This window comes from Promicromonospora iranensis (genome assembly GCF_028994805.1).
Taxonomy (GTDB): domain Bacteria; phylum Actinomycetota; class Actinomycetes; order Actinomycetales; family Cellulomonadaceae; genus Promicromonospora; species Promicromonospora iranensis.
The window spans coordinates 50,510-70,521 of sequence record NZ_JAJQQP010000015.1 but is presented as its reverse complement, the minus strand read 5'-3'; the positions used below and the strand labels follow the sequence as shown (position 1 = coordinate 70,521).

19 protein-coding genes are annotated in these 20,012 nt (G+C 73.5%); 9 read left to right on the top strand and 10 right to left on the bottom strand.

The window, feature by feature from the left end; translation table 11 throughout:
* Nucleotides 1-37 precede the first annotated feature (37 nt).
* The 3 genes from LUM46_RS22745 to LUM46_RS22735 are packed head-to-tail and all read right to left on the bottom strand — an operon-like array spanning nt 38 to nt 3,290.
* Nucleotides 38-862, bottom strand: a complete 825-nt coding sequence (locus LUM46_RS22745) for an ABC transporter permease (protein WP_274997310.1) — start codon at nt 860-862, stop codon at nt 38-40.
* Nucleotides 859-1,866: an ATP-binding cassette domain-containing protein gene (locus tag LUM46_RS22740; protein ID WP_274997309.1), complete on the bottom strand. Its 1,008-nt coding sequence runs from the start codon at nt 1,864-1,866 to the stop codon at nt 859-861. The genes LUM46_RS22745 and LUM46_RS22740 overlap by 4 nt, the downstream gene beginning before the upstream one ends.
* Complete coding sequence (locus LUM46_RS22735; RefSeq protein ID WP_274997308.1) at nt 1,863-3,290, bottom strand: FAD-binding oxidoreductase; 1,428 nt, start codon at nt 3,288-3,290, stop codon at nt 1,863-1,865. The genes LUM46_RS22740 and LUM46_RS22735 overlap by 4 nt, the downstream gene beginning before the upstream one ends.
* 256 nt (nt 3,291-3,546) lie before the next feature.
* Between LUM46_RS22735 and LUM46_RS22730 the strand changes: the two genes are divergently transcribed.
* The 3 genes from LUM46_RS22730 (at nt 3,547) to LUM46_RS22720 (ending at nt 5,602) form a co-directional block, all read left to right on the top strand.
* On the top strand, nt 3,547-4,350 hold the full coding sequence (locus LUM46_RS22730; protein ID WP_274997306.1) for a sensor histidine kinase: 804 nt from the start codon (nt 3,547-3,549) through the stop codon (nt 4,348-4,350).
* On the top strand, nt 4,347-5,015 hold the full coding sequence (locus LUM46_RS22725; RefSeq protein WP_274997304.1) for a response regulator: 669 nt from the start codon (nt 4,347-4,349) through the stop codon (nt 5,013-5,015). Before LUM46_RS22730 ends, LUM46_RS22725 begins: the two co-directional genes overlap by 4 nt.
* A gap of 83 nt (nt 5,016-5,098) precedes the next feature.
* Nucleotides 5,099-5,602 carry a GNAT family N-acetyltransferase gene (locus LUM46_RS22720; RefSeq protein ID WP_274997302.1) on the top strand — a complete coding sequence of 168 codons (504 nt, stop codon included), beginning with the start codon at nt 5,099-5,101 and terminating at the stop codon, nt 5,600-5,602.
* 45 nt (nt 5,603-5,647) lie between these two features.
* Here LUM46_RS22720 and LUM46_RS22715 read toward each other — a convergent pair whose 3' ends face one another.
* The 5 genes from LUM46_RS22715 to LUM46_RS22695 form a co-directional block, all read right to left on the bottom strand.
* A complete protein-coding gene (locus LUM46_RS22715) occupies nt 5,648-6,175 on the bottom strand; it encodes an O-acetyl-ADP-ribose deacetylase (RefSeq protein WP_274997301.1) in 528 nt (175 codons plus the stop codon).
* On the bottom strand, nt 6,172-6,624 hold the full coding sequence (locus LUM46_RS22710; RefSeq protein ID WP_274997300.1) for a GNAT family N-acetyltransferase: 453 nt from the start codon (nt 6,622-6,624) through the stop codon (nt 6,172-6,174). Before LUM46_RS22710 ends, LUM46_RS22715 begins: the two co-directional genes overlap by 4 nt.
* A gap of 247 nt (nt 6,625-6,871) precedes the next feature.
* Nucleotides 6,872-8,161 (bottom strand): DUF6596 domain-containing protein, encoded by a 1,290-nt coding sequence (locus LUM46_RS22705; protein WP_274997299.1) that lies wholly within the window; start codon nt 8,159-8,161, stop codon nt 6,872-6,874.
* The gene (locus tag LUM46_RS22700) at nt 8,162-8,545 is read right to left on the bottom strand and encodes a YciI family protein (RefSeq protein WP_274997298.1); all 384 of its coding nucleotides are present in this window, start codon (nt 8,543-8,545) and stop codon (nt 8,162-8,164) included.
* Nucleotides 8,546-8,635: 90 nt separating this feature from the next.
* Nucleotides 8,636-11,113 carry a DNA gyrase/topoisomerase IV subunit A gene (locus tag LUM46_RS22695; RefSeq protein ID WP_274997297.1) on the bottom strand — a complete coding sequence of 826 codons (2,478 nt, stop codon included), beginning with the start codon at nt 11,111-11,113 and terminating at the stop codon, nt 8,636-8,638.
* Nucleotides 11,114-11,287: 174 nt separating this feature from the next.
* Here LUM46_RS22695 and LUM46_RS22690 point away from each other — a divergent pair, with 174 nt between their 5' ends.
* Entirely contained in the window at nt 11,288-11,743 is a 456-nt protein-coding gene (locus LUM46_RS22690) for a hypothetical protein (protein ID WP_274997295.1), read from the top strand.
* Between the two features lie 39 nt (nt 11,744-11,782).
* Here the strand turns inward: LUM46_RS22690 and LUM46_RS22685 are convergent, their stop codons facing one another.
* Complete coding sequence (locus LUM46_RS22685) at nt 11,783-14,548, bottom strand: GNAT family N-acetyltransferase (RefSeq protein ID WP_374726981.1); 2,766 nt, start codon at nt 14,546-14,548, stop codon at nt 11,783-11,785.
* 99 nt (nt 14,549-14,647) lie between these two features.
* Here LUM46_RS22685 and LUM46_RS22680 point away from each other — a divergent pair, with 99 nt between their 5' ends.
* The 3 genes from LUM46_RS22680 (at nt 14,648) to LUM46_RS22670 (ending at nt 17,163) form a co-directional block, all read left to right on the top strand.
* Entirely contained in the window at nt 14,648-15,232 is a 585-nt protein-coding gene (locus LUM46_RS22680) for a DUF5998 family protein (RefSeq protein WP_274997293.1), read from the top strand.
* Entirely contained in the window at nt 15,229-16,422 is a 1,194-nt protein-coding gene (locus LUM46_RS22675; protein ID WP_274997292.1) for an alkaline phosphatase family protein, read from the top strand. Before LUM46_RS22680 ends, LUM46_RS22675 begins: the two co-directional genes overlap by 4 nt.
* 99 nt (nt 16,423-16,521) lie before the next feature.
* Entirely contained in the window at nt 16,522-17,163 is a 642-nt protein-coding gene (locus LUM46_RS22670) for a thymidine kinase (protein WP_274997291.1), read from the top strand.
* A 1-nt stretch (nt 17,164) separates the two neighbouring features.
* Here LUM46_RS22670 and sepH read toward each other — a convergent pair whose 3' ends face one another.
* Nucleotides 17,165-18,343: a septation protein SepH gene (gene sepH, locus LUM46_RS22665; RefSeq protein WP_274997290.1), complete on the bottom strand. Its 1,179-nt coding sequence runs from the start codon at nt 18,341-18,343 to the stop codon at nt 17,165-17,167.
* A gap of 120 nt (nt 18,344-18,463) precedes the next feature.
* Between sepH and LUM46_RS22660 the strand changes: the two genes are divergently transcribed.
* Nucleotides 18,464-19,327 (top strand): inositol monophosphatase family protein, encoded by an 864-nt coding sequence (locus LUM46_RS22660; RefSeq protein ID WP_274997289.1) that lies wholly within the window; start codon nt 18,464-18,466, stop codon nt 19,325-19,327.
* A gap of 311 nt (nt 19,328-19,638) precedes the next feature.
* Nucleotides 19,639-19,938, top strand: coding sequence for a DUF4193 domain-containing protein (locus tag LUM46_RS22655; RefSeq protein WP_116675819.1), 300 nt, complete (start codon nt 19,639-19,641; stop codon nt 19,936-19,938).
* The last annotated feature ends 74 nt before the right edge of the window (nt 19,939-20,012 follow it).

The window sequence follows — 20,012 nt, the reverse complement described above, 5'->3', positions numbered from 1 at the left end:
GTCACCTGCTGAGTCACCTGCTGAGTCACCTGCTGGTTCACATGCGGCGCCGGTAGGCCCATGCGGCCAGCGGGGCGAGGACCACGAGGGCGGCACCGCCCCACAGCAGGGTCATCGTCACCGGCTCGGTGACGGGGCCGCCGAGCAGCAGCCCGCGGCTCGCGTCGATCGCGTGGCTCACCGGGTTGACCTCGGCCCAGGCCTGCAGCCAGTCGGGCATCGTCTCGGCGGGCGCCGCCATGCTGGTGCCGAAGACGAGGGGGAACGGCACGAGGAACGCGACCCAGCTGACCATGTTCTCGTCCCGGAGCAGCACGGCCACCAGCACCGTGAGCCAGCTGAGCGCGAAGCCGAACCCGATCGTGAGCGCGACCGCGGCCAGCGCGGACGCCAGGTCCGTCTCGACCCGGAAGCCGAGCAGGTGGGCGAGCCCGAACAGCATCGCGACCGCGAGCGGGTAGCGGACGGTATCGGCCAGCACCGAGCCCAGGAGCGGCGCGGAGCGGGCGATCGGCATGCTGCGGAACCTGTCGAAGACGCCCTTCTTCATGTCGACGACGATGCTGACCCCGGTCGACACCTGCCCGGTCAAGATCGTGGTGAGCACCAGCACGCCCGGGAAGACGTACTGGAGGTACTCCCGGGACGAGCCGCTGACGGCGCCACCGAAGAGGTAGACGAACATCAGCAGGAAGATGACCGGCATGATCAGCGCCTCCAGGAGCATGCCGGGGTTGCGCCGGGTCTTGGTGAGGCTGCGCCCGGCGAGCGCCCAGCCGTGCCGGAGCAGTGGCCACGGCCGCGGCTCTCGCGGGCTGCCGGGAAGGCGGACGCCGGCCGGGCGGGTGATGGTCTCGGTCATGCGGACTCCCTCGTCGTGGCGGTGCGCGTGGTGGTGCGCGTGGTGGTGCGTGCCGCGGCGGTCAGGCTGGCCGGGCCGGGCACACCGGTCAGGCCGCGGAACGCCTCGTCGAGGCTGGGGAGCCGGAGCGCGAGCTCGGCGACGTCGATCCCGGCCGAGCCCAGGGCGCCCACGATGTCGGTGAAGGCCCGCGCGGTGTCGACCGGTGTGGTCAGGGCGCCGCCGTGCCGGTGCTCGACCGGCCGCCCGGTGACGCGCTCGACGACCCGTGCGGCGGCACCGAGCCGGTCCGGGTCGGTCGGGCGCACGACGACGGTCCGGCCGCCCACCAGCTGCTTGAGGCCGGCCGGGGTGTCGTGCGCGATGACCCTGCCGTGGTCGATCACGGTGATCTTGTCGGCCAGGGCGTCGGCCTCCTCGAGGTACTGGGTGGTGAGCAGCACGGTGGCGCCCTCGTCCGCCAGGGAGCGGATCGTGGACCACAGGTCCTCCCGCTTGCCGGGGTCGAGGCCGGTGGTCGGCTCGTCGAGGAACACGATCTCGGGCCTGCCGATGAGGCCGGCGGCGAGGTCGAGTCGGCGCCGCATGCCCCCGGAGTAGGCGGAGACGCGCAGGCCGCCGGCGTCGGTCAGGCCGACCTGGGTCAGGAGCTCGGTGGCGCGGGCCCGGGCGGCGGCGCGCGGCAGGTCCAGCAGGCGGCCGAGGAGCACCAGGTTCTCGGCGCCGGTGAGGTCCTCGTCGACGGTGGCGTACTGGCCGGTGAGCCCGATCAGGCGGCGCACCCGCGCGGCGTCACGCACGACGTCGAGCCCGCCCACCGTGGCACGGCCCGCATCTGGCGTGAGCAGGGTCGCCAGGATCTGGATCGCCGTCGTCTTGCCGGCGCCGTTCGGCCCCAGCACGCCCAGCACCGTCCCGCGGCGCGCGCGCAGGTCGATCCCGGCGAGCGCCGTCGTGCGCCCGTAGCGCTTCACCAGGCCCTCGGCCTCGAACGCGTAGGTCACTGGTCCGCCCCTTCCGCCGGCGCGATGTTGTGGCCGCGGCCGAAGACGTTCGTGGGGTCGTACCTGCGCTTGATCGCCGCGAGGCGGGCGTGGGTCCGTGGCGGGTAGGCGGTCGCGACGTCGGCGGGCGTGTCCGAGCTCTGGAAGTTGAGGTAGACGCCGGTCCCGTGCCGGGCGACGTCGGCCCACCCGGGTGGCACGGTGTCGTCGTCCGCATCGGCGCCGGCCGCCGTGGCGTCCCCGGGGAGGAAGGCGGCGCAGATGATCATCGCCTCGGCGTCGCGGTGCGCGAACGCGGTGGCGTCGGCGGGCACCCGCCCGAACGCGCCGCCGAGGCTCCGCAGCACCGTCGAGCTGCCGCTCCGATAGGCGGCCACGGCGGCGTCGATGACGGCGTCGTCCAGGGTGGGCACGAGCGTGTTGCGGGACAGCAGGCGCCCGCCCGGCGGCCGGTGCGCGTCCGCGAGGACGTCGGCGTACCGGACCACGCGGACGTCGTCGTCCAGCACCTCGCCGATGGCCCGCAGCGGGCCGATCGCGCGTAGCGGGCCGGCGGCGTCGTCCGTGTAGCAGAGCGTCACGGTGGCCTTCGCCGAGCCGCCGAACATCGGCGGGACCAGCGCGAGGGTGCTGGTCAGGGACTCGGGAGCGGTGCGCATGTGGTCGCGCCAGGCCGTGACGAGGCGCGCTGGGTCGTCAGGCCGGTAGGTGAGGGTGCCGAAGTGCACCAGCGGCACCGGTCCGGCGACGAAGTCGAAGCCGACGACCACGCCGAAGTTGCCGCCGCCGCCGCGGATCGCCCAGAACAGGTCGGCGTGGTGGTCCGCCGAGGCCTTCAGCAGGCGGCCGTCGGCGGTGACCACATGGGCCGCCACGAGGTGGTCGATCGCGAGGCCGTGCCTGCGGACCAGCCAGCCGATCCCGCCGCCGAGCGTCAGCCCGCCGACCCCGACCCCCGCCGTGTCGCCGGCGGTGAGGCCGAGGCCGTGCGGGTCGAGGGTGCGCATGACCTTGCCCCAGGTGGCGCCGGCGCCGATGCGGACGAGGCGGTTTCCCGTGCTGCCGGTGCTCGTGGGGCTGGTGGACGTGGGGTCGGCGGAGACATCGGGGCCGGCGAGCTCGACCGAGTCCAGGTGAGCCAGGTCCAGGACCAGACCGTCGTCGTTCGTGGCGGAGCCCAGGAGGCCGTGGCCCCCGGACCGGACGGCGAGGGCGAGGCTCTCCCGTCGCGCGTGCCGGACGGCGGCCGCGACGCCTGCCGCGCCGCGCGGCCGGACCACGAGCGCGGGCTTCCCGCTCGCGAAGAAGGTGGACGCCGCGGCGGCGTACTCGTCGTCGCCGGGCAGCAGGACGTCGCCGTCCAGGGCGGACAGGCCGGGCTCGCGCGACTCGTTCGGCGCATTCCTCAGGGGCTGATGGGTCACCGGTCACTCCTCGGTAGTCGTTCGGTGGTGGTCGGCCAGGCGGTGGTCGGCCAGGCGGTGGTCGGCCAGGTGGTGGTCGGTTCGGTAGTGCCCGATCCTTCGCCGGACACGCGGGTTTTTCGTCGTCCCGCGGGCGACTCCTGCGGCTACGCGACCGGGCGCAGGGCGGCGTCCGGGCTGCTTCCCAGGGAGTAGCGCCGGAGTACTCCCACCGGGGGATGCGTACGACGGCCGTCCCGCCATAGGCTCGGCGACCATGCGGACTGATCAGGGCTGGCGCCGGTTCTACGCAGCGGGCTGGTTCGCGACCGCGGCCGTCGCGACAGTCACGTTCGTGCTGTGGCAGGCGCACGTGCGCGCCGTCGAGCAGCGGGCGGACGACGCGGAGCGCACCCGTGAGGAGGCCGCCCGCCGGCGGGCCGTCGAGGAGCGCCTGTACATCGCGCGCGAGCTGCACGACTCGCTGACGCACAGCATCTCGGTGATCAACGTGCAGGTGGGCGTGGCGGCGCACCTTGCCCGCAAGCGCGGGGAGGAGCCCGCCGCCGCGCTGCTCGCCATCCAGGAGGCCAGCACCGACGCGGCGCGGGAGCTCCGGTCGACCCTGGACACCCTGCGGCGCGACGACGATGGTGGCGGCGCGGGCCTCGACCGGCTGCCCGCGCTGGTCGACCGCGCGCGATCGTCCGGTCTGCCGATCACGGTCGGCGTCGAGGGGGCGGTCCGGCCGCTCCCCGCCGACGTCGACCAGGCGGCCTACCGCGTGGTCCAGGAGTCGCTGACCAACGTCAGCAGGCATGCCGGCGAGGCGACGGCGACGGTCCGGCTCACCTACGGCGTCGGCCGGCTGACCGTGCAGGTCGACGACGACGGTTTCGCGCCCCGGACCGCGCCGGTGCCGGGCCACGGGCTGATCGGCATGCGGGAGCGGGTCGCCGCCCTGGGCGGACTCCTGAACGCGGGCCCTGGGCCGACGAAGGGGTTCTCGGTGGTGGCCGAGCTGCCGACGGTGCCGTCGGACGGGGCGCACGCCGGGCCGTCGGGTGGGGACCGCCCGTGATCTCGGTGGTCATCGTGGACGACCAGCACCTGATCCGCTCGGGGATCCGCGCGCTGCTGGACAGCGAGGCCGGCCTCAGCGTCCTGGCCGAGGCGGGAGACGGTGACGAGGGGGTCGCGGCAGCTGTCGAGCACCGGCCCGACATCGTGCTGATGGACGTGCAGATGCCGGTGCTGGACGGCATCGAGGCGACGCGCCGCATCGTCCAGGACGACCGGCTGTGCGACGTGCGGGTGGTGATGCTGACCAACTACGGCCTGGACGAGCACGTGTTCCGCGCCCTGCGCGCGGGCGCCGCGGGGTTCCTGCTCAAGGACACCGACCCGGCGAGCCTCCTGCAGGCGCTGCGGGTGGTCAAGCGGGGGGACGCCCTGCTGTCGCCGTCGGTCACCCGGCAGCTGATCAGCGAGTTCGTGGCGCGGCCGCCGGACCTGCTCTCCTCGCCCGACCTCGACCTCCTCACCCACCGGGAGCGCGAGGTGGTGGCGCTGGTCGCGCACGGGCTCAGCAACGACGAGATCGCCGAGCGCATGGTGCTCAGCCCGACCACGGCGAAGACTCACGTGAGCCGCGCGATGACCAAGCTGCACGCCCGCGACCGCGCCCAGCTCGTCGTGCTCGCCTACCAGTCCGGGCTCGTCTCGCCCCGGGCGCGACCGACCTGACGGACGCCCGGTCGGCCGACGCCCGTGGCCCGGACGGCGCAATGCGCTGGACGTCGCTGACGGCGCCGCGTAGAACAGCGACGGTGACCACCGTGAACGACACCTGGACCGTCGCACCCGAACGGTTCGACTCGCCCGACGCCGGCGCCCTCTGGCGCGAGTGCTACACGCACATGAGCGACAGCTGGTACCTCCTGACGGAGAACCGCCGCACCGACCCGGAGGAGCTGGAACGGGAGATCGCCGCCGACCCGGGCACCGAGCTCGTGCCGCCCCGCGGCGCGTTGGTCATCGCCCGGCGCGACGGTGCGGCGGCGGGCATGGCCGGCGTCCGCCTGCTCGACGACGGACGGGCCGAGCTGAAGCGCGTCTTCCTGCGCCCGGAGTTCCGGGGCACCGGCGGCGCGGCCGTCCTCGTCCAGGCGGCCGAGGAGCAGGCCCGGCGCCTCGGGGCGACCCGCATGGTCCTGGAGACCCGGTCCGACTTCGTCGCAGCGCGAGCGCTCTACCAGCGCCTCGGCTACTCCGAGATCGAGCCCTACACGCGCGCTCAGTACGCGGAGCACTGGTACGGCAAGGAGCTCTGAGCGCTGGCCGTGGGCGGGTGAGCGGCCGGCGAGCGCGTTCGACCGTCAGGCCATGCCCAGCGCCGCGTCGAACACGTCGCGCGCCCGCTCGTCGAGAACCACGAACCGCACGTCCTGCGGGCTGGCCTCCGGATGCTCGGCGAGCCAGCCACGAGAGGTCATGACGGCGATACGGGCGACATCCGTGATCGGCCAGCCGTAGGCACCCGCGCTCACGGCCGGGAAGGCGATCGACCGCACGTCCAGCTCGGCGGCGACGTCGAGCGACCGGGCGAAGCACGATGCCAGCCGGGCGGGATCGTCCTGTCCACGGTGCAGGTTCGGCCCGACGGTGTGGATCACCCAGGAGGCCGGCAGGTCGAACGCCGGTGTGGCGACGGCGTCGCCGACCTCGAGGCCGTCCCGGTGGGTGGTGTTCCGCAGGCGCCGGCACGCTTCGAGCAGGCGCGGGCCGGCTGCGGCATGGATGGCGCCGTCGACCCCGCCGCCACCGAGGAGCATGGAGTTCGCGGCGTTGACCACCGCGTCGACCTCCACGCGGGTCAGGTCACCGATCTCGACGGACATGCTCATGCGACTGCCTCCTTGGGGCGGGCTCCCGGACCTCGGCGTTCCATCCACGTGTACCCATCATCGACCGGCGCCCAGCCGAACTGCTCGTAGAGGCCGTGCGCGTCGGCGGTGGCGAGGAGCGTACGGCGCAGCCCGAGCGGCTCGATGTCCTCGACGACGCCGCCGACCAGAAGCTTGCCGATGCCCTGGCCGCGCATCGCAGGATCGACGATGACGTCGGCGAGCCAGGCGAACGTCGCGCCGTCCGTCACGACCCGCGCGAACGCTACCTGCTCACCCGTGTCGCGGCGGAAGACGCCATAGGGCCGGGAACCCGCGATCGCGGCGTCCATCACCTCGCGCGGGCGGTCCTTGGCCCAGTAGGTGTGCCGGGACACCAGCTCGTGCACGCGTGTGGCGTCGATGCGGTCGGGATCGCTGGAGAACTCGTAGGTCGAGTCGTCGTTCATGGGAGGGAGTCAACCACCGGACACTGACAGTGCCCGAGGGAAATACAGTGCCCGAGGGAAATGCGGGCAGGGGTCTGGTCGAGCGCCCCGCGCAGGTTCCGTGCAACGGACCGAACTCAGCGACTTCGGTCAGTTGCTCTGAGATCGGTCAGTCAACTGACCGATCTCAGAGCAAAGGACCGATCTCAGCGTGCCGGTCGTGCAACGGACCGAACTCGTCCTGCAGTCAGGGACCGACGCCAGACACCTACCCGGCGTGCCTGCGGCAGAACTCGCGCAGCGGGCCGGCCGGAATCACGTCCAGCAGCTCACGGTAGCGGGCTGCCGCCTCGTCGGTCCGGCCGGTCTGCCGGGCGAGGTCGGCCAGGGCGAGGCTGGCGTCCCGGGCGGCGTACGGCGGCCCGTCGGCGACCAGCTCCTCGAGCTCGCGCTCGATCGGTCCCGGGTTCCTGGCGTCACCCACACCGTCACCCCCACCGTCACCAGAATTCGCTCGCAGAGCGAGCCGGCCGAGCACGACGAGGCGCGCGACGCGGGTCGCCGGGGACGGCCAGACGTGCAGCAGCGCGTCGTAGAGCTGGGCCAGGCGGTTCCAGTCGGTGTCCGCGGCATCACGCGCCGCGGCGTGCACCCCGGAGATGGCAGCCTCCAGGGTGAAGCGGCCGGGATTCCCGGTGTGTGCTCCGGCGGTACTCGCACCGCCGGTGATCGCTGCCGTGGCGTCGTCCAGGCCGGCCGACAGCAGCCGCTGGTCCCACGCCGACCGGTCCACCTCGTCGAGGGTGAGCGCGACGCCGTCGCGCACGCGGCCGGGGCGGCGCGCCAGGCCGAGGCGGCACACGGCGCGCAGGCCGAGCACCTCGGGATCGTCCGGGTACTCCGCGACGAGCGCCTCGGCGAGCGTCAGCGCGTCACGGGCAGGGTCCTGCGTGGCGTCGACGGGCTCGAGCACGTCCCGTTGCCCCACGGTGAACAGGCCCGCGACGCACGCGAGCACGACGGGCAGCCGCGCGTCGCGTGCGGCGCCGTCGGGCACCGCGAACTCGCCGCGGGCCCGCGCCAGCGCCGTCTTGGCCCGGGTGAGCCGCGCGGCAGCGGTCGCCTCCGCGATGCCGAGGTGGGCCGCGATCTGCCGGATCGTGAGACCGCAGACCACCCGCATGGCGAGGACCAGCTGCGCGCCAGGGGCGAGGGCGTCGTCGCACGCGACGAAGAGCAGCGCGAGCCGGTCGTCGAGCGCGCCGCCGGGCGCGCCCGGCTCGGTCGGCACGTCCACGGCAGCCACCTCCGAGCGAGCGATCTGGGGCTGGAGCCGCGCGAACACCGCCTGGTGGCGTACAGCGTCGAGCCACGTGCGGCGCCCGACCTGGACGCACCAGCCGACCAGGTCGTCGATAGCGCCGTCGGGCTGGGCCGCGGCGCGCGCGAACGCCTCGGCGGCGTACTCCTCACCGCTGTCCAGGCTGCGCGTGGTCACGGCGAGCGACCGCACCACCTGGGGCCAGGCGGTGCGGAACGCCGCGGGGTCGATCGGCACTCAGGAACCGAAAGTCATGACCTTGCGCCACTCGACCACGTTGCCGCTGGGCACGAGCGCAGCGATCTTGCGTGCCGTGGCCTCGTCGCACTCGACGATGTAGTAGCCGGTGATCACTTCGTTGGTGTCCGTGAACGGTGCGTCGGTGTAGACAGGTTCGGCGCCGTCCCTGCCCGGCACCACCCACCCGCCGTACTTGGCGTTCTGCAGGGCGTTGCTCTCGGTGATCCTGACGCCCATCGCGGCCACCGCCTCGCTGAAGCGCTGGTGGGTCGCCATGTCCTCGGAGAAGTCCTGCTGGTTCTGGTCCTGCAGGTTCTCCGGGAGGTAGGCGTCCGAGTCCCAGTCGGTCTCGCGGATCAGGAAAACCCAGCTGTCAGTCATGTCGCGCTCCTCGTCTCTGGAATGTTGACACGCCTTGGACGGGCGAGCGACGCCAGAATCGACAGCCTCGGCAGAACTGGTTCCGCCGGGTCAGCCGATCATCGCGACCGGCACCGCGATCGGGGTTCCGGAACCGTCACGCCGCTCGTCCACCTCGGGCAGCTCGACCGGCTGGCCGCCGGCGCCGAGCGCACGCGGGGGAGCGGCACCCACCCAGGCCAGGATGAGCCCGTCCTCGCCCTTGAGCAGCCGCTGCGACCGCACACCACCCGTCGCGCGGCCCTTGCCCGGGTACACCGAGAACGGCGTCACCTTGCCGGCGCCGGGCTCGATCCCCGGCAGTGCGTCTCCCGTCCCGGCGATGGTCACCACCGTGGCGTCGACCCCGGACGGAACCGCTCCGAAGAACACCACCTTCCGGTCCGGGCCGAGCTTGATGCCCGTCATGCCGCCCGCCGCGCGGCCCTGCGGCCGTACGGTGGAGGCCGGGAAGTGCAGCAGCGACGAGTCGTCGGCGACGAAGACCAGCTCGTCGTCGTCGGACACCACGGCGGCACCGACCACCGTGTCGCCCTCCTTGAGCCCGATCACCGGCCATTCGTCACCCTTGGCAGGGGCGTCCGACGGCGCGATGCGCTTGACGATGCCCTGCTCCGTGCCGACGGCGATGGTCGGCGCGTCCGGGCCCAGGCCGGTCACCGTCCGCACGGTCTCGCCGGGCTGCAGCTCCACGAGCTCGCTCACCGGGATGCCGCCCGACAGCGACGGCGCGCCGTCGGTCGGCGGCAGCGAGGGCAGGTCCAGCACGGAGATGCGCAGCATGCGGCCGGCCGACGTCACGAGGCCGACCTGGCCCCGGGTGGTCGCGGCGGCGTCGCCCCGCAGGGCGTCGTGCGCCGCGCGGTTGCCCTCGCGCGACACCGGGACGTCGTCCGGCAGGCGGGCCAGCAGGCCCGTCGCGGATAGCACCACGCGGGTCGGGAGGTCCTTGATCTGCAGGTCGATGGGCTCGACGGTCTTCTTGCGCCCGTTCGCCGGGGCGACCGCCACCGAGCCGACGGACCCGCCCGCGGAGTCGAGCAGCACGGTGCGGCGCGGCGTGCCGTACGTCTTGGCCACCTCCCCCATCTCGGTGCTGACGATGCGGCGCAACAGCTTCTCGTCGCCGAGGATCTGCTCCAGCTCGGCGATCTCGCGGCGCAGCTCCTCGGCCTCCTTCTCCAGCTCGATGCGGGAGAACTTGGTGAGGCGCCGCAGCTGGAGGTCCAGGATGTAGGACGCCTGCGGCTCGGAGAGGTCGAAGATCTCGCGCAGGCGGTCGCGGGCGATGCCGGCGTCGTCGGACGACCGGATGATCTGGATGACCTCGTCGATGTCGACGATCGCGACGAGCAGCCCGTCGACCAGGTGCAGGCGCTCGAGGCGCTTGTCCAGGCGGTGCTGCGACCGGCGGCGGACGACCGAGATGCGGTGGTCCACCCAGACCCGCAGCATCTCGACGAGGCCGAGGGTGCGCGGCTGGCCGTTGACGAGGGCAACGTTGTTGATGCCGAACGAGTCCTCGAGCGGCGTCACCCGGTACAGCTGCTCCAGCACGGCGTCGGGGTCGAAGCCGGTCTTGACCTCGATCACCAGGCGCATCCCGTGCGTGCGGTCGGTGAGGTCCTGCACGTTCGTGACGCCCTGGATGCGCTTGGCCTTGACGCCGTCGGCGATCTTCTCGATCACCTTCTCCGGGCCCACGAGGTAGGGGAGCTCGGTGACGACGATGCCCTTGCGGCGCGGCGTGACGTTCTCGATCCGCGCCGTGGCCCGCGTGCGGAAGCTGCCGCGACCGGTGCGGTACGCGTCGCGCACGCCCTCCAGGCCCACGATCTTGCCGCCCGTGGGCAGGTCGGGTCCGGGCACGAACCGCTGCAGGTCCTCGAGCGTGGCCTCGGGGTTCTTGATCAGGTGCTGCGCCGCGGAGACGACCTCGACGAGGTTGTGCGGAGCCATGTTCGTGGCCATGCCGACCGCGATGCCGGACGCGCCGTTGACCAGCAGGTTCGGGAGGGCCGCGGGCAGCACCTCGGGCTGGGTGAGCTTGTTGTCGTAGTTCGGCACGAAGTCGACGACGTTCTCGTCCAGACCCGTGGTCATCGCCATCGACGACGCCGCCAGGCGCGCCTCCGTGTACCGGGGCGCCGCGGGGCCGTCGTCGAGCGAACCGAAGTTGCCGTGCCCGTCCACGAGCGGCAGCCGCAGCGAGAAGCTCTGCGCGAGCCGCACGAGGGCGTCGTAGATGGGGGCGTCACCGTGCGGGTGGAGCTTTCCCATCACCTCGCCGACGACGCGCGACGACTTCACGTGGGCGCGGTCGGGACGCAGCCCCATGTCCGACATCATGTAGAGGATGCGGCGCTGGACGGGCTTGAGGCCGTCGCGCGCGTCCGGAAGAGCCCGTGAGTAGATGACGGAGTAGGCGTACTCGAGGAACGAGGCCTCCATCTCCGAGGCGACGTCGATGTCCACGACCTTCTCGTGGATCTCGCTCTCGTCGAGCGGCTGCGACGGCTTGCGCGCCATGGTTCGTGGGGCTCCTGGAATCTGGGGTGGTTTCGGACAGGCAAACCGTACCCCGCGCCGCCGACACTCCGGTGGCACCTCGCTGGCGCCGCGCACGACCGGGCACTCGAACAACGCGCGAGGTCACGGGCCGAGTCATGTGACCTTTCGCGGCCCACCTGGCACTATTCGGGTATGCCCGAAATGCCATTGCTCAGCAGGTCAACCACCCTGCCGGCATGGCTGGTACGCATCGGGCTCGCCTACGGCGTCGTCGGGCTCAGCGTGGTGCCCGTCATGGTGCTGGGCGCGCTCGTGACCTGGTGGATGCAGTCCTGGGAGTGCGCGCAGCAGGAGTGGGGCTGCCTCGAGGAGGGCATCACCATGTGGGCCGGCCTGGCGGTGTTCGCCGCCGTGCTGCACGTCGTCGTGTCGATGCGGGTGGGGCTCGGCGTGGTCCACGGCCTGGTGGTGGTCGCGGTGGCCGCGGTGTCGGCGAACGTGGCCCCGGCCCTCGGCGCGTGGCTCCTCCTCGCCGCGGGGCCGGCCGTCGCCGCGATCCTGACCGCCTCGGGCCCGAACCGCCGGCAGCGCGTGGTGCTCGTCGGCTTCGCGGTCATGCTGCTCGTGGGCATGGTCCTGATCAGGTAGCCGGACGCGGCCACCTGACCCGGCCACCTGACCCGGCCACTAACCCGGCAACGCCCGCCGCGGCGCGTCCGTCCGGCGCTCCGCCGGCCGCAGCCGGACCGTCGCGTGCAGCACCGCCGCCCCGCGCTCCGCGACCGCCACGGGATACAGCTCCAGCGAGGCCAGCTCCGGCAGGTCCTCGGCCATGACCGACACCCGTGCCAGCACGTCCTCCAGCGCCGCGACGTCGGCGGCGGGCGCGCCCTGGTAGCCGAAGAGCCGCGGGGCCGCCCGGACGCCGCGCACCATGCGGGCCACGTCGACGTCGGTCAGGGGCGGCACGCCGTGCGTGACGTCGTCGAGCAGGTCGACGGCGTCGCCCGCCAGCCCGAACGAGACCACGGGACCGAACAGCTCGTCCTCGACCGACCGCACCACGCACGCCACGCCGGTGGGCGCCATCGCCTGCACCTCCAGCACCGGGTCGGGCGCCGGCAGCAGGGACGCCGCGGCCGCGAGCATCCGCTCGGCGTCCTCGCGCAGGTCCTCGGCGTCGGCGATGTCGAGGCGCACGCCGCCCAGGTCGGCCCGGTGCCGCAGGGCGGGTGCCGCGATCTTGAGCGCCACCGGCCAGCCCAGCTCCTCGGCGGCGGCCACCGCCTCGTCCGCGGTGCGCACGGTCCGGGAGCTCCACAGGGTCAGGCCGTAGCAGGCCAGCAGGTCGGCGGCCGCCGCAGGGTCGAGGACGGCGCCGTCGGGCTCCTGGACCAGCAGGGACTCCACGAGCGTGCGCGCCTCGGCCCGTGCAGCGCCGTCGGACAGCCCCTCCCGCAGCGTCGGGCGGACCGGCGTGCCGTGGTCCTGGGTGCGCCACTGCGCGTAGCGCACCACCTCGCCGAGCGCCCAGACGGCGTCCTCGGGGGTCGAGAACGCGGGGATGCGCACGTCGCCGGACGCCAGCTCGTCGGGCATGCCGTGCAGGCCCAGCGCGCTGACGACGGTGGTGCGGCCGGTCCGGGCGGCAGCCGCGGCCACGGCACGGGCGATCGCGTCGGTGCGCGGCAGCACCACGGGCACCGACACGACGACGACGGCGTCGCACGCACCCGGCGCGTAGAGCGCGTCGACGGCGGCGGCGATCTCGTCGTCGGGCGCCCCGGCGGACAGCGGCTCCGGTGGCCCGACGACGGTCAGGCCCGCCGCGGCCACCGCGTCGGCCACGAGCGCCGCCAGCGACGGCGAGCTCGCGAGGATCCCCACCCGGCCGCCGGTCGGGAGCGGCTGGTGCGCCAGGACCTGCGCGACGTCCATGAGCTGGTGCGTGTTCTCGGCGCGGATCACGCCGGACTGCCGCAGCACCTCGTCGAGCATCCGCCGCGGGGCCCGCGTGGCCCGGACCGTGTGCCCGGGCGGCACGACGCTCCCGTGCCGGCCCGCCACGACCACCACCACGGGCTTGACCTGCGCCAGGCGCCGGGCGATCCGCGAGAACTTGCGCGGGTTGCCGAGCGTCTCGAGGTACAGGCAGACGACGTCCGTGTGCGGGTCGTCCTGCCAGTACTGCATGACGTCGTTGCCCGAGACGTCCGCCCGGTGCCCCGCCGAGACCAGCGTCGACAGCCCGAGCCCGCGGCGCTTGACGGTCTCGGCGGCGGTGACGGCCACCGGCGAGCTCTGGCTGAACAGGCCGACGCGGCCGGGCCGGGGAGCCGTGAGCGCGAGGCTCGCGCGCAGGTTCGCGCCCGGCACGTTCGTGAGCAGGCCGTAGCTGGCCGGGCCGACCACCCGCATGCCCTCGGTGTGCGCGGTGCGGAGCAGCTCGCGGCGGCGTGCGACGCCGTCCGGCCCTGCCTCCGCCCACCCCGCCGACAGCACGACGACGCCCCGCGCGCCCGTGCCGCGCAGACGCCGGACGGTCTCGATCACCTCGTCCGGCGGCGCGGCGACGACCGCGAGGTCCACGGTTCCTTCCCCACCTGGCGCCCCGCCCTGTGCCCCGCCCGGCCCTCCACCGCCGAGGTCCGCCCAGGTCACGTCGTCGCCGAGCACCAGCAGCTCGGTGTCGCCCGGGTCGGCGGCGTGGGCCTCGCGGACACGGTCGGCGAGCAGCTCGTCGACGGTGCCGCCCTGCGCGGGGCCGACCAGGAGCACCCGCCGGGCCGACAGCAGCCCCTGCATGGAGCGGGCCTCGGTGCGGTGCTCACGGTCGGCCATGACCTCACGGGACCGGTCGGTCGGGTCGAGATCGACCGAGACGGTGACGACGCCGTCGTCCAGGTGCTGCTCGACGGCGTAGCCGGCCTCCCGGAACACGCCGAGCATCGCCCGGTTCTGGGGCAGCACCTCCGCGACGAACCGGTGCACGCCCCGCTCGCGCGCCGCGGCCGCGATGTGCTCCAGCAGCACGGACCCGAGGCCCTGGCCCTGGAGCGCGTCGGCGATGTTGAACGCGACCTCGGCGGTGCGGCGCCCGGGCTGGTCGTCGACGACGTCGTAGCGCGCGACGCCGACGATGTCCTCGCCGCCCGTACCGGGCCGGACCGCGACCAGCGCCGCCCTGCGCACGTGGTCCACCGTGACGAGCTGGGTGAGCATGCGCTCGGGGATGCGCTGCAGCGCGGCGAAGAACCGGAGGTACGTCGAGCGCTCCGACTGGGCCATCTGGAAGCGCTGGAGCGCGTCCGAGTCCTCGGGGCGGATGGGACGGACGTGCGTCGTGGAGCCGTCGCGCAGCACCACGTCGGCCTCCCACTCGACCGGGTACTCCGTCGAGTACGGCAGGCGCACCGTGCCCACCCGTCGGTCGGCCCCTCCTGGCTGGTCCACGGGACCAAGGCTAACGACCGGCGTGGCGCGGGGGGACGTGGCGCAGGGTGACGTAGCGCGTGTGGACCTGACCGCGGCCCGGATGGGATGATGCCCACCGTGCCCCATGCCCCTACCGATGCCCGTGACGACCTGACCGCCCATCTGCACCGGGCCGGCTACTACCCGGAGCTCGTCGCGGACGTGCTCGACGTGGCGCTGGCCGACGAGGCGGTGGTGGCCCACCTGGTGCAGGCCGAGACCACCTTCGACTCGGAGGTGCGCAGGCACCTCACCGTCCTGGTGCTGACGCCTACCCGCCTGGTCACCGCGCACGTGGACGACCACGCGGGGGAGGACCCGGCGCGGCCCGGGTCGGCGTCGGCCACCACGGAGGTCGTACCGGTCCGGGAGATCCGCTCGGTGGCGCTCACGCACGTGATCGCGGACCCGGAACGGTACCCGAAGCGGGCGGCGACGCGTGAGGTCACCCTGGCGATCGGCTGGGGCGCCGTGTCCCGTGTCGACCTGGAGCCGGCCACGTGCGTCGACCCGAACTGCACCGCCGACCACGGCCTGACGGGCCAGGTCACGCCCGACGACGTGGTGGTACGGGTCTCCAGCGAGGCCGAGGGCGACGCCGCGGTCCGCGCAGCCGTCGACTTCGCGCGCGCCCTGTCCCGGGCGACGTCCGCGCCGAAGTGACCGCACCGCACCTGCCCGACGGCCTGGTCGCGCCGTCCTACGACACCACCAGCCTCGCGGCGGTGATGCCCGCCGCCGCCGGCGCGCTGGGCCACGACCTGACCACCGCGACCGGCCTCACCGCCGCCGGCTGCCGCACGGCCCTCGGCCTGCCCGACGCCGACCGCGTGGTCGTCGTCCTGGTCGACGGGCTCGGCATCCGCAACCTGGCCGAGCGCGGCGGCCACGCCCCGTTCCTGCGAGGTCTCCTGCGCGAGCGGGACGAGCAGGCCGCCACGCTCACCTCGAGCTTCCCGTCCACGACGGCGGCGGGCCTGAGCATCTTCGGCACGGGCACCGCCCCCGGCCGCACGGGGATGCTCGGCTACACCCAGCGCAACCCGGCGAACGGTCGGCTGGCGTCGCTGGTGCAGTGGCGTGAGCTCGGCGACCCCGCCGACCTGCAACGTGAGCCCACCGTCTTCGAGACGCTGGCCGCCGCGGGCACGCGGGTCACGGCGCCCGGCCCGGGCAAGTTCGCCGGGTCCGGCATGACGCAGGCCGCGCTGCGCGGCCCCGCCTACGTCGCGGCCGAGACGTTCGAGCAGCGGGTCGACGCCACGGTGACGGCGCTGCGGCAGCCGGGCGAGGCGCAGCGGCTCGTCTACCTGTACCAGGGCGACGTCGACAAGACGGGGCACGGCTACGGCTGGGACTCGTGGCAGTGGGGCGACGCGCTGGAGTCCACCGACCAGGAGCTGCGCCGGCTGCTGCGGAGCGTCCCGCGCGGCACCCTCGTGGTGATCACCGCCGACCACGGCCAGATCCGCGCCGACCTGGCCACCCAGTGGGACGTCGCCTCCGACCCGGCCCTCAAGCCCGGTGTCGCGATGGTCGGGGGAGAGCCCCGTGCCCTGCACATCTACACGGACGAGGACACCGACCCGGCCGACGTCGCGCGGCGATGGGCCGAGCGGCTCGGCGAGCACGCCGTCGTCGTGCTCCGGGACGACGCGGTCGTGGGCGGCTGGTTCGGGCCCGTCGCCGAGCACGTGCTCCCGGCGGTCGGCGACGTGGTGGTCGCGATGACCGGCGCGGCCACCGTCGTCGACTCGCGGGTGCACTCGGCGGCCGCGCGCGGCCTGCCGGGCGTGCACGGGTCCCTGACCCCGCACGAGATGCTCGTCCCCCTGCTGACCGCCGTCGCATGAGCCGGAGGTGCAGCGAAGGGTGTGGGCCGAGGAACGAGGCACGCGCCCGCAGCGAGACCGCAGACTCGTGCGACACACGTAGAGACTGAGGAGCCTTCCGTGGCAGAGCTCGTCTTCTTCTCCGGGACCATGGACTCCGGGAAGTCCACCCTCGCCCTCCAGACCGACCACAACTATCGCGCTCGCGGGCGCGAGGGGCTGATCTTCAGCCGTGGGGACCGGGCGGGGGAGGCCAGGGTCTCCAGCCGGCTGGGCCTGGAGGTGGCCGCCCACGAGGTCACCGACGACACCGACTTCTGGGCGGAGATCAGCGCCCGGCGTGCGGGCGGCGAGGCGGTCGACTACCTCGTGTGCGACGAGGCGCAGTTCTACTCGCCCGAGCAGGTGGAGCAGCTCGCCCGGCTCGTCGACGAGATGGAGATCGACATCTTCGCGTTCGGCATCACCACCGACTTCCGCACCCGGCTGTTCCCCGGCTCGGCCCGGCTGATCGAGCTCGCCGACCGGATCGACGTGCTCCAGGTGCAGTCGCTGTGCTGGTGCGGTGCGCGTGCCACGCACAACGCGCGCACCGTCGACGGTGTCATGGTCACCGAGGGTGAGCAGGTGGTGATCGGCGACGTCGGCCCGTTCGAGGCGGCCGACGTCGCCTACGAGGTGCTGTGCCGCCGCCACCACATGCGCCGCATGACGGCGCTGACCGCCCGCCGGCGCTCGGCGGACGAGTCGCTCTGGGCCTGAGCTAGACCTCGGGACGCGAGCCGAACACGATCTCGTCCCAGCTCGGCACCTGCGCGCGCGACTTGCGGCCGCGCTTCGCGGCCGGGCGTTTGGGCGGCGCGGGCTCGGCAGGCGGCTTCTCCGGCACCTTCTCCGGCTCGGGCTGGGGCGCGGGGTGGTCGGCGGGCGAGGCCTCGGCGGCCGAGCCGGGGTCGGGCTGCTGCTCCGAGCCGGCCGGCGGGGCCGTGATCTCCCACTGGCTCGGCCCGTCCCACTCGAGGTCGGCGGGGGAGTCCGGCACCGTGACGGAGGGCATCCGCGGGCGGGACCCGCCCCGCCGTGCGCCGATGTCGACGACGGAGGCCGTGGGCTCAGGGGCCTGCTCGGGCTCCTCGGCCGGTGAACCGTCGGGACCGTCCGAGCCGTCCGAGCCGTCCAGGTCGAGCTCCATCATGTCCGGCAGGTCGTTGTCGGGGCTCTGCCGACGGGCAGGTCGGTGCCCCCGCCGCTCCGACAGGTTGTCGAGCAGCAGGTCGGTGTCGTCCTGCTCGGGCGGCGCCGACCGGGCCGACGAGGGCTGGTTGCTCCGGTGCGGCGGCAGGGCCGACACCCCGGCGATGGCCGGACCGCCGTCGTCGTCCGGGAGGCCGAGCCAGCGTGCCTCGTCGTCGAGCGCCGTCACGAAGCCGCCGCGCGGCTCCAAGGTCCAGCGCGCCACGCGGGGCCGCTCGGCAGCCTCGAACTCGACCTGCACCAGCCACGGGTGGTTGCCCTCACGCGTGGCGGACCAGCGGGCCTCGTCGGGCTGTACGCCGCGCGAGCGGAGCCGCTCTTCCGCGAGCTCGCCGAGCGTGGTGCCGTGGTCGTCGTCGGTCAGGACCGCCTTGGCGCGCACCCGCGCGATCGCGTGCTCGCGCTCGGAGATCACCGGGTACTCGAAGCGCCGCACGTGCTCGATCGGCAGTCCGGAGGCCTCGGCGAGCTGTTCGCAGGTCTCGCCGGCACGCAGGCGCGCCTGGATCTCGCGCGGACGCAGCGCCGACGCCTCCTGGGCTCGGATCGACTCCATGCGCGGACGGTCGCCGCGGATCGCGGCACGCAGGGCATCGGTGATGGGCAGGGTGCTCTGGGCGCCGTCGCGCGCAGCAAGGACGAGTCGTTCACCGTCCTCGTGCAGCCGTACCAGCTCCAGCTCGTCCATGCCAGTCCTCCCGGGGTAGTCCTGTGGCCCGAGCCTGCCACCGCGGGGCTTCCCAGCGCTGCAGGCGCGTCGGTGTGCCGCCGGATAGTCGGCCGCTGGTGCGTGCGGCAGGATGGGTGCGTGATCTCACCCGCACTGCCCGAGCTGCCTGACGGCGTCACCGTCACCGCCCTCCGCGACCTCGCCGTTCGCCTCGCGACAGCCGCCGGTGCCCTGGTCCGTGAGGGTAGACCGGATCGGGTGGTGGTCGCTGCCACCAAGTCGAGCGAGGTGGACCCCGTGACGGTCATGGACCGCGCCTCCGAGGAGCTGCTGCGCGAGATGATCGCCGCCGAGCGGCCCGACGACGCGATCCTGGGCGAGGAGGGCGACGACGTCGCCGGCACGAGCGGCCTCACCTGGGTGCTCGACCCGATCGACGGCACGGTGAACTACCTCTACGGGGTGGCCTCCTGGGCCGTGTCGGTGGCGGTGGTGGCAGGGCCGCCGGAGCCGGCCTCGTGGACGGTCCTGGCCGGGTGCGTGCACAGCGTGGCCGACGGCCGCACCTGGTCGGCCGGGCTCGGCGAGGGCGCCACCCGTGACGGCGTACCCGTCCGCGTGGGCGCCGCCGCGTCCCTCGGCACCTCGCTGGTCGGCACCGGCTTCGGGTACGACGCCGCCCGCCGTGCCCACCAGGCCCAGGTGCTGACCCAGGTCCTGCCGAAGATCCGGGACATCCGGCGGCTCGGCTCGGCCGCCATCGACCTGTGCCTCCTCGCGGACGGCTCGATCGACCTGTACTACGAGCGCGGGCTCAACCCGTGGGACATGGCGGCGGGGGCGGTCGTGGCCACGGAGGCGGGCGCCGTCGTGACGGGTCTCCGCGGCGGTCCGGCCGGCAACGCGATGACCGTGGCGGGCCCGCCGGAGCTCGTCGCGCAGCTGTCCGAGATCCTCGAGGCGGCAGATGCGGACGGGGCGAGATCACCCGAGATCGGGTGATCTTTTTTTCTGACACGCTACGGCGAGAGAAGTCACTGTCGAACGCCGTCGAAAGCCAAATAACCATGCGTTGACGCAGGTCAGAGCATACGTGACCTGGGTTACACCCGCAGATGTAGCGCGCCTGACAGAAATGGTGCACAATCCGTGGGCCGACTCGGGAACAAAACCGGGGCCGTGTGCATTATCAGCGCGTACACCCGCAACGGACGCCGTTCGACGGCGCGTGCGGTGACCCGGCCGGGGCGGCGTCGAATCCCCGGATGACCCGAAACCTTCCGGCGCGACCACCTACCGACGGAGAACACCACATGGCGACTGACTACGACGCCCCGCGCAAGACCGATGAGGATGTCGAGCAGGACTCGATCCAGGAGCTGCAGGCGCGTCGATCTGACAAGTCCTCGGGCGTTGTGGACGAGGACGAGACCGAGGCTGCGGAGGGCTTTGAGCTCCCGGGCGCCGATCTGTCCGGCGAGGAGCTCGCGGTCCGCGTGCTGCCGCGACAGGCCGACGAGTTCACGTGCTCCAGCTGCTTCCTCGTGCACCACCGCAGCCAGCTGGCCTACGAGAAGGCCGGCCAGATGATCTGCACGGAGTGCGCCGCCTGATCCACCAGGCGTTCGGCACTGACGACACGACCGGGCTGTCATGCGATGCGTGGCAGCCTTCGTCGTGCCCGGGG